The following is a 6,580-nucleotide window of genomic DNA, read 5'->3' as shown; positions in this document are numbered from 1 at the left end:
CGCTCTCAGTTCTACAAGGACCTGGCGCTGCCTTTCTTCGGTTATAACCGCGAGGGCGCGAAGAAATCACAGGGTGTGATCGATTCGTTCTGGGCGCAGGGCATGCTTGGCGGGATCGTGGGGCATTACGCGTGCGTGCGCGAGTTTTCGGAAGTGGATTACACCGAGGACCTGAAGAAGATCGACGTTCCCACGTTGATCCTGCATGGCGATGACGACCAGATCGTTCCTATCGACACAGCCGGACGCATGTCAGCGAAGATCGTGCCGAACGCCACGCTCAAGGTCTATCCGGGCGGCGCGCACGGCATGTGCGTGGTCGAAGCGGACAAGGTGAACGCGGACTTGCTGGAATTTGCATCGAGCTAAAAAGACACGCGCCGGCTGGAGAGCCGGCGCATTGCGTGTCATGGCTTGTGCTTCACCGGGTGCGCGCGGCGAAACACCATCCATCGCGGCGACTTGAATCTGACAATGCTCACGTACAGCCACACATACGTGAATGCAAACACCACGACAAAGCAAAACAGGTGCACCGTATGCCGCCAGAACAGCGTGGCGGGAATCACGGCGATCAGGCACAGCAACCACAAATACGGCGATGTCAGCGAGTTGCGTTGCGTGAGCTCACGTGCGTTCTGCGCCCCGACGGCCCATCGCATGAGGCGTTTGTACACCAGCATGTGCAGATGAACGCCGTCGGGAATGCCCGGCGAAATGCCGCGAATGAATTTTTTCCGGTAGATCGAGAAACACGTCTCGAAGATCGGATACATGAAGAGCAGCACGGGAAACCACGCCGATACATCGCGATTGCGCATCACGAGCATGATCGACAATTCGGCGAGCATGAAGCCGATGAAATAGGCGCCGCCATCGCCGAGAAAGATCAGGCCCGCCGGGAAGTTCCAGATGAAAAAGCCCATCACCGCGCCCATCATGATCAACGAAGCCGACAACACGATCGGATCGTGGACCTGGAACGCGACGTACGCGAGCGAGGCGAACATCATGAATGCGACCATCGATGCAAGGCCGTTGAAGCCGTCGATGATATTGATCGCGTTCGCCAGCGCCGCCACCGCGATCACGGTCACGAGACACGAGATCACGCCATAGGTCAGCAGGAAGTCGAGCGGCGGCACGCTGATACGTGTCACTGCGATGCCGAGCAGGAAATACGCGAGCGCGGCGGCGGCCATGGTGCAGACCAGGCGCACGACGGGCGTCACGCGCTTGGTCAGGTCTTCGATGAGCCCCGAAAAGAAAGCGGGCAAACCGCACGCGACCACGGCAAGAATCCCGCTCGATACAGCCGGATAGCTCCATCGAAGCTGCACGGCAGAGACGGCAAGCCCCAAAAGAATGCCGACGCCGCCAATGCGCGGCACCGACCGCGCGTGAAACTTCTGCACGCCGGTCATATCGGTGTCGCCGGAGATGCCTTCGTGCAAATGTGCAAACCGCACGATCAACAGCGTGGTGAACAGCGAAACCAGAAAACCGAGCGCGAAGCTAAGCATGAAAAATAATCACTAAAAAGAACGGGACGGGTCAGGCAAAGCCCTTCGGATTCTGCGACTGCCAGCGCCAATGATCGGCGCACATCCGCTCGATGCCATGTTCAGCCTGCCAGCCGATCAGTTCGGACGCGGCGGCGGGGTTCGCATAACACTCGGCGATATCGCCCGGACGGCGCGCTACGAGCTCATACGGCACCGGCTTGCCCGACGCCGCCTCGAACGCCTTCACCACGTCCAGCACGCTGTAACCGTGACCCGTGCCGAGGTTCACCACGAAGCTGCGGTCAAGCGATTGCAGTGCATCGATGGCCTTGATGTGGCCGCGCGCCAGATCCACCACATGGATGTAATCGCGCACGCCGGTGCCATCGGGCGTCGGGTAGTCGCTGCCGAAGATGCGCAGTCGTTCGAGCTTGCCCACCGCAACTTGCGCTACGTACGGCATCAGGTTGTTCGGCACGCCGGCCGGATCTTCGCCGATCAAACCGCTTTCGTGCGCGCCGACCGGATTGAAATACCGCAAGGTGGCGATGCGCCATGTCGGATCGGAGAGTTCCAGGTCACGCAGGATCTGCTCGGCGATCAGCTTCGACTGGCCGTAGGGGTTGGTCGCCGAAAGCGGAAACGATTCGTCGATAGGCACGCTCTTCGGCATGCCATACACCGTCGCCGACGAGCTGAACACGATCTTCTTCACGTTGCGCGCACGCATCGTGTCGAGCAGCACGAGCAGGCTGTCCACGTTGTTGCGGTAATACTCGATCGGCTTAGCGACCGATTCGCCCACCGACTTCAGCGCCGCGAAATGGATCGCGCCGGTGATTGCATGTTCGTCGAAGATGCGGGCGAGGGCGGATTCGTCGCGGGCGTCCGCTTCATAGAACGCGAGTGTCTTGCCGGTGATCTGCTCCACGCGCTTGAGCGATTGCGCGTTGCTGTTCACGAGGTTGTCGATCACGACAACGCCGAATCCCGCATTCAGCAATTCCACGCAGGTATGCGAGCCGATAAAACCCGCCCCGCCGGTCACGAGAATGGTGCCTTTATTGTTTGTTTGTTCAGTCATGAGTGTCGCTCCCGGAGGTGCTTTTTAAAGTGAGACGCCGGTCGCCGAGAATCCGGTAATCGCGCGTATTGTGCCTTTATAACGTTCGACGACGCCGTTTTCATCGAATTCCCGCGTGACCTTGGCGCGGCCCGCCACGCCCATTTCGGCGCGCGCTGCATGGCTTGCGAGCAGCATGCGTTCCAATTGTTGCGTCAGGCTGTCCGGGTCTTTCACTTCGCAGAGAAAACCGGTCACGCCGTTTTCAACGACTTCGCGGCAACCGGGGACATCGGTCGCAACAATCGGGCGGCCCATCGCCGATGCTTCCATCAGCGTTCGCGGCACGCCCTCGCGATACGACGGCAGGACCACGCAATCGGCGTTGCCGATGAACGCGCGGACATCGGTCGCTTCGCCGAGATAATCGATGACGCCTTCGCGCTGCCACGCCTGGACTTCGTCGAGCGTGATCGCGCTGGGATTGTCCACGCCGGCCGGCCCGAGCAACTGGAAGCGCGCGTAAGGATATTTCGCGCGAATCCGGCGCGCGGCTTCGACGTATTCCGCCACGCCTTTATCCCACAGCAGGCGGCCAATTAAAACGAAAAAAAAGCCTTCCGTCTGCGGGTTGGCGCGCGGTAGCGGCTGGAAAGCGTATTCGTCGAGATCGACGCCTTCGCCGTGCAGAAGTCGCGCGCGTTCAGGCTTGACGAGCAGGTTTTGATCGATGAAAGCCTGACGATCGTCCTTGTTCAGGAACCAGACTTCGCGCGGAAAGCGGAACGCGAACCTGTAGAGTTTCTTCGCGATGTTCGCCGTTCCGCTTTGCTGGATGAACACGTAGCCGAGGCCGGTGGTCACGGCTATCGATGGAATGCCCGCGAGCTTCGCGGCGATCGTCCCATAGATATTCGGCTTGATCGTGTAATGGAAGACGATCTGCGGACGCGCTGCGCGGTATTCGCGATACAGCGCGGCGAGCGTCCTGAGGTCATCGCGTGGATTCGTTCCCTTCGACGCCATGGGCAGGTCGACACACCGGCAGCCCATTGCTTCCATCAGCGGGAACGTGCGGTCGCGCGGCGCGATGATCGACACTTCGGCGCCCTGTTCGATCAACATTCGCAGCAAACCGCGCCGGTAGGTATAGATCGCCCAGGCGGTGTTGCAGACGAGGGCAATGCGAAGGCGGGAGGTCTCTGCGTTCATTCTTTCCATTTAAAAAAGGGCGTTGTTTCAAGCACCGAGCAGGCGTGTTTTCAGGGAACGCAACGCGCGATAGGGCAACACCAGGTGCGCCACGTTCTTCGCCACGCCGATCCAGTCCGGCAGGTTTGTCGCACGCAAATACTTCATCTGGAGCCGCAGCGTGGACCACACTTGTGTCCGGCGTCGGGTCGCGCTGATGCCGTGTTCATTGAGTTCGTAATACACGCCGAATTCGGGGAGATTTGCGCCATCGTGATGTTGCAGAAGACGCAGGATCAGATCGAGGTCCTCGGCCGCCCGGTATTGTGCGCGGTAATTGCCTGCGCCGATCACGGCGTCCACGCGCAGCATCAGCGACGGATGCGTGAAGCACGAACGCATCAGCATGACACGCCGGATATCGGCGGGTCCGGTCGGCGGCTGCAAGTCGAAGAGCGGCGCGCCTTCCATGTCGACCACGTGCGTCCACATGCCTAGTACGGCCGTTTGCGGATGCGTTTCCATATGTTCGCGCTGCTTTTCGAGCCTGTATGGCGTCGCGAGATCGCCCGCATCTATACGCGCCGCGTATCTGATGCCGCGTGCGGCCAGCGCATCGATGCCCGCCTGCAATGCCCGCTCGATACCGCCATTGTCCGGCATGCGCAGTACTTCAACCGTCATGTTCGCCACCGCCGGCGCAACGATGGGCGGCAGGCTGCCGTCATCGACGATCAGCACCCGCACCGGCGCACGTTCGCAAAACGATGCAAGCGTACGCTCCACATCATGCTGCGCATTGAATGCCGGTAGCAGCACGGCCACATCGTCGAGAAAAGGCGTGCTCATGTCTGCAACCGGAAGCGGATGTAGTAAAGATTCACCAGTGCCGCCGCAAGATATCCCGCGGCGAGTCCGACCAGCGCGCCGTAGCTGCCCATGCGCGGAATCGCGATCAGGTTGACGATTGCCGCAACCACCAGCGCCAGCAGCCACTTCGCGAGCAATACGAACTTCGCCTGGTATTTGAGCACGACCAGATTACCAATCGCTTCTATACCCGCTGGCAGCGAGAGCCAGACGGCCCAACGGAAGATATCGATGGAAGCCGTGTACGCCGGCCCGAACACATGCGAAATGATAAACGCTGCAAGCAGATCGAGGATGATTGCGCCGCAGATCATCAGCACGGCGGTCATTGCGAAAAGTCGAATGATATTGCGCTTCAATTGCAAGGCATCGCTCACCTTGTAGACGAACGCCGGCGCGATGGTCTGTGCGAGCATCAGCGCGAGCGCGATCCAGTTTTCGTTCAGTTGCTGCGCGGCGGAGTACACACCGAGATTGGCGAAGGAGATATGGCGTTCCAGCATCAGCCGGTCGAGTTTCATGAACACCGACATGCAGATCAGCCCGAGCCAGAACACCGTGCCGGCGCTCGCGAAATGCTTGAAGAGCGACCGGTCGAGATGCCAGCCCAGCGTGCCGCCATTGCGGCGTATGTAATACAGCAGCAATACGCCGCCGATAGCCGCCGATTCCAGCGCCCAGAGCCAGCCGAAACGCGCCGGACTTGCGGCCGCGCGCACCAGCAGGAACACGAGGCCAGCCTTCAGGATGGCCGTGACCATGCTGGTCAGCAATTGCGGCTTGCTGTACGTCATGCTTTGCAGCCACGCGTTGATCACGCCCACGAACGGTTCGCGAAACAGCATGGTCACGGCGAGGCCGGCGAGCATCGCGCCGACGAGCGGATCGGTGAACCCTGCCGCAATGCCGATCCACGTCAAGACGAGCGCCGCCGCCGAGATGCCGATGCGCAGCACAAACGCACTGCCGAGCACGGTGCCGATCTGCTTCGGATCGCGATGCACGATAGTCGGCACGAGGATTTCCGCGCCGCAGACCCACGTGATCGGCGCGATCACGAGCAGTAGCGTGTTCGCGTATTGCCATTTGCCGAATACATCGGGGCCAAAAAAGCGCGCAAGCAACCCGCTGATGCCGATCGCCACGGCAATCTGCGTAAGCCGTTCAAGCCCAAGCCAGACGATGTTCGCGAGCGCGCGGGCGACGTCCGGGTTCGATATCCGTTTCAGCATGCGTGGCTGGCGCTCGCCGCTGGCGTGATGAAATTGTCAGGAACGGGCATGCGAATTGCTGACATCATCCGATGGTGCAGACCTTCGGGCACGCTGTCCGGCCAATCAGCGAGGCGATTGCCGTCGCCTTTGTTGTTCGTTATGAAAAAGCGTCGGAGCATTGGATTAGAATATTTGCGCAGGTTCGCATGACCTTGCAGACGCGGAACGTGTCCGGGCGGCCCGGGTTTCGAAAGATTGCGATTATAGGTGCGAACAGTGTGCGCAAACGCGTGGTCCGATACCGCCCGCTCGTGATATATAAGCGCGTTTGACGAACTCGACCGCGAACGGACAGGCGGCCAGGGCGCAGGTTGAACCGCCCGGGCCCATTTCTTTCGTTATTTTTCGCGCTCCGTCCGGGTATCGTTTCTGGGCCGGCAAAGAGTAGAAACACGCAAGTTTCAAGCAGGTCTGCATCACAGGGTCTTCGTGACCCGGGACGCTTCGGGATGCCCCGGAACCATTTCAATTATTAGTCAGGTAGCCATTCCATGAGCCAGTCACCGCAAGCATCAGTTACCCAGTCCATTTTCAAGGCTTATGACATTCGCGGGATCGTGGGCAAGACAGTCGATGCCGGCGTTGCACGCAACATCGGCCGCGCGTTCGGCAGTGAGATCCGCAAACTTGGCGGCGACTCGGTCGTCGTCGCGCGCGATGGCCGCTTGTCCGGCCCA

General features: G+C 60.2%; 6 protein-coding genes and 1 pseudogene. 2 read left to right on the top strand and 5 right to left on the bottom strand.

Annotated features, from left to right (window positions below):
* The coding region (locus tag ACRXB1_RS27310) for an alpha/beta fold hydrolase (RefSeq protein WP_449493801.1) at nucleotides 1–369 on the top strand (369 nt) is incomplete at its 5' end.
* A gap of 38 nt (nucleotides 370–407) precedes the next feature.
* Here the strand turns inward: ACRXB1_RS27310 and ACRXB1_RS27305 are convergent.
* Genes ACRXB1_RS27305 through ACRXB1_RS27285 form a run of 5 tightly spaced genes read right to left on the bottom strand, consistent with a single transcriptional unit; the run spans nucleotide 408 to nucleotide 5,861 of the window.
* Nucleotides 408–1,523, bottom strand: coding sequence for an MraY family glycosyltransferase (locus tag ACRXB1_RS27305; protein ID WP_449493800.1), 1,116 nt, complete (start codon nucleotides 1,521–1,523; stop codon nucleotides 408–410).
* Between the two features lie 31 nt (nucleotides 1,524–1,554).
* On the bottom strand, nucleotides 1,555–2,589 hold the full coding sequence (gene galE, locus ACRXB1_RS27300; RefSeq protein WP_449493799.1) for a UDP-glucose 4-epimerase GalE: 1,035 nt from the start codon (nucleotides 2,587–2,589) through the stop codon (nucleotides 1,555–1,557).
* A gap of 24 nt (nucleotides 2,590–2,613) precedes the next feature.
* Nucleotides 2,614–3,780, bottom strand: coding sequence for a glycosyltransferase family 4 protein (locus tag ACRXB1_RS27295; protein WP_082771310.1), 1,167 nt, complete (start codon nucleotides 3,778–3,780; stop codon nucleotides 2,614–2,616).
* Nucleotides 3,781–3,807: 27 nt separating this feature from the next.
* Complete coding sequence (locus tag ACRXB1_RS27290; RefSeq protein ID WP_449493798.1) at nucleotides 3,808–4,608, bottom strand: glycosyltransferase; 801 nt, start codon at nucleotides 4,606–4,608, stop codon at nucleotides 3,808–3,810.
* Nucleotides 4,605–5,861, bottom strand: a complete 1,257-nt coding sequence (locus ACRXB1_RS27285) for an oligosaccharide flippase family protein (RefSeq protein WP_449493797.1) — start codon at nucleotides 5,859–5,861, stop codon at nucleotides 4,605–4,607. The genes ACRXB1_RS27290 and ACRXB1_RS27285 overlap by 4 nt, the downstream gene beginning before the upstream one ends.
* Before the next feature lie 533 nt (nucleotides 5,862–6,394).
* On the opposite strand from ACRXB1_RS27285, the pseudogene ACRXB1_RS27280 reads away from it, so the two are divergent.
* Nucleotides 6,395–6,580 (top strand): annotated as a pseudogene (locus ACRXB1_RS27280) (phosphomannomutase/phosphoglucomutase); the annotation flags it as partial.

The sequence above is a fragment of the Caballeronia sp. M23-90 genome (assembly GCF_053574605.1).
The sequence above is the reverse complement of the archived record's forward strand: the minus strand, read 5'-3'. Positions and strand labels throughout refer to the sequence as shown.

Bases quoted from the DNA above. Each gene is read 5' to 3' on its own strand.
- ACRXB1_RS27305 (WP_449493800.1), bottom strand. From the start codon at position 1,523: ATGCTTAGCTTCGCGCTCGGTTTTCTGGTTTCGCTGTTCACCACGCTG.
- galE (WP_449493799.1), bottom strand. From the start codon at position 2,589: ATGACTGAACAAACAAACAATAAAGGCACCATTCTCGTGACCGGCGGG.
- ACRXB1_RS27295 (WP_082771310.1), bottom strand. From the start codon at position 3,780: ATGAACGCAGAGACCTCCCGCCTTCGCATTGCCCTCGTCTGCAACACC.
- ACRXB1_RS27290 (WP_449493798.1), bottom strand. From the start codon at position 4,608: ATGAGCACGCCTTTTCTCGACGATGTGGCCGTGCTGCTACCGGCATTC.
- ACRXB1_RS27285 (WP_449493797.1), bottom strand. From the start codon at position 5,861: ATGCTGAAACGGATATCGAACCCGGACGTCGCCCGCGCGCTCGCGAAC.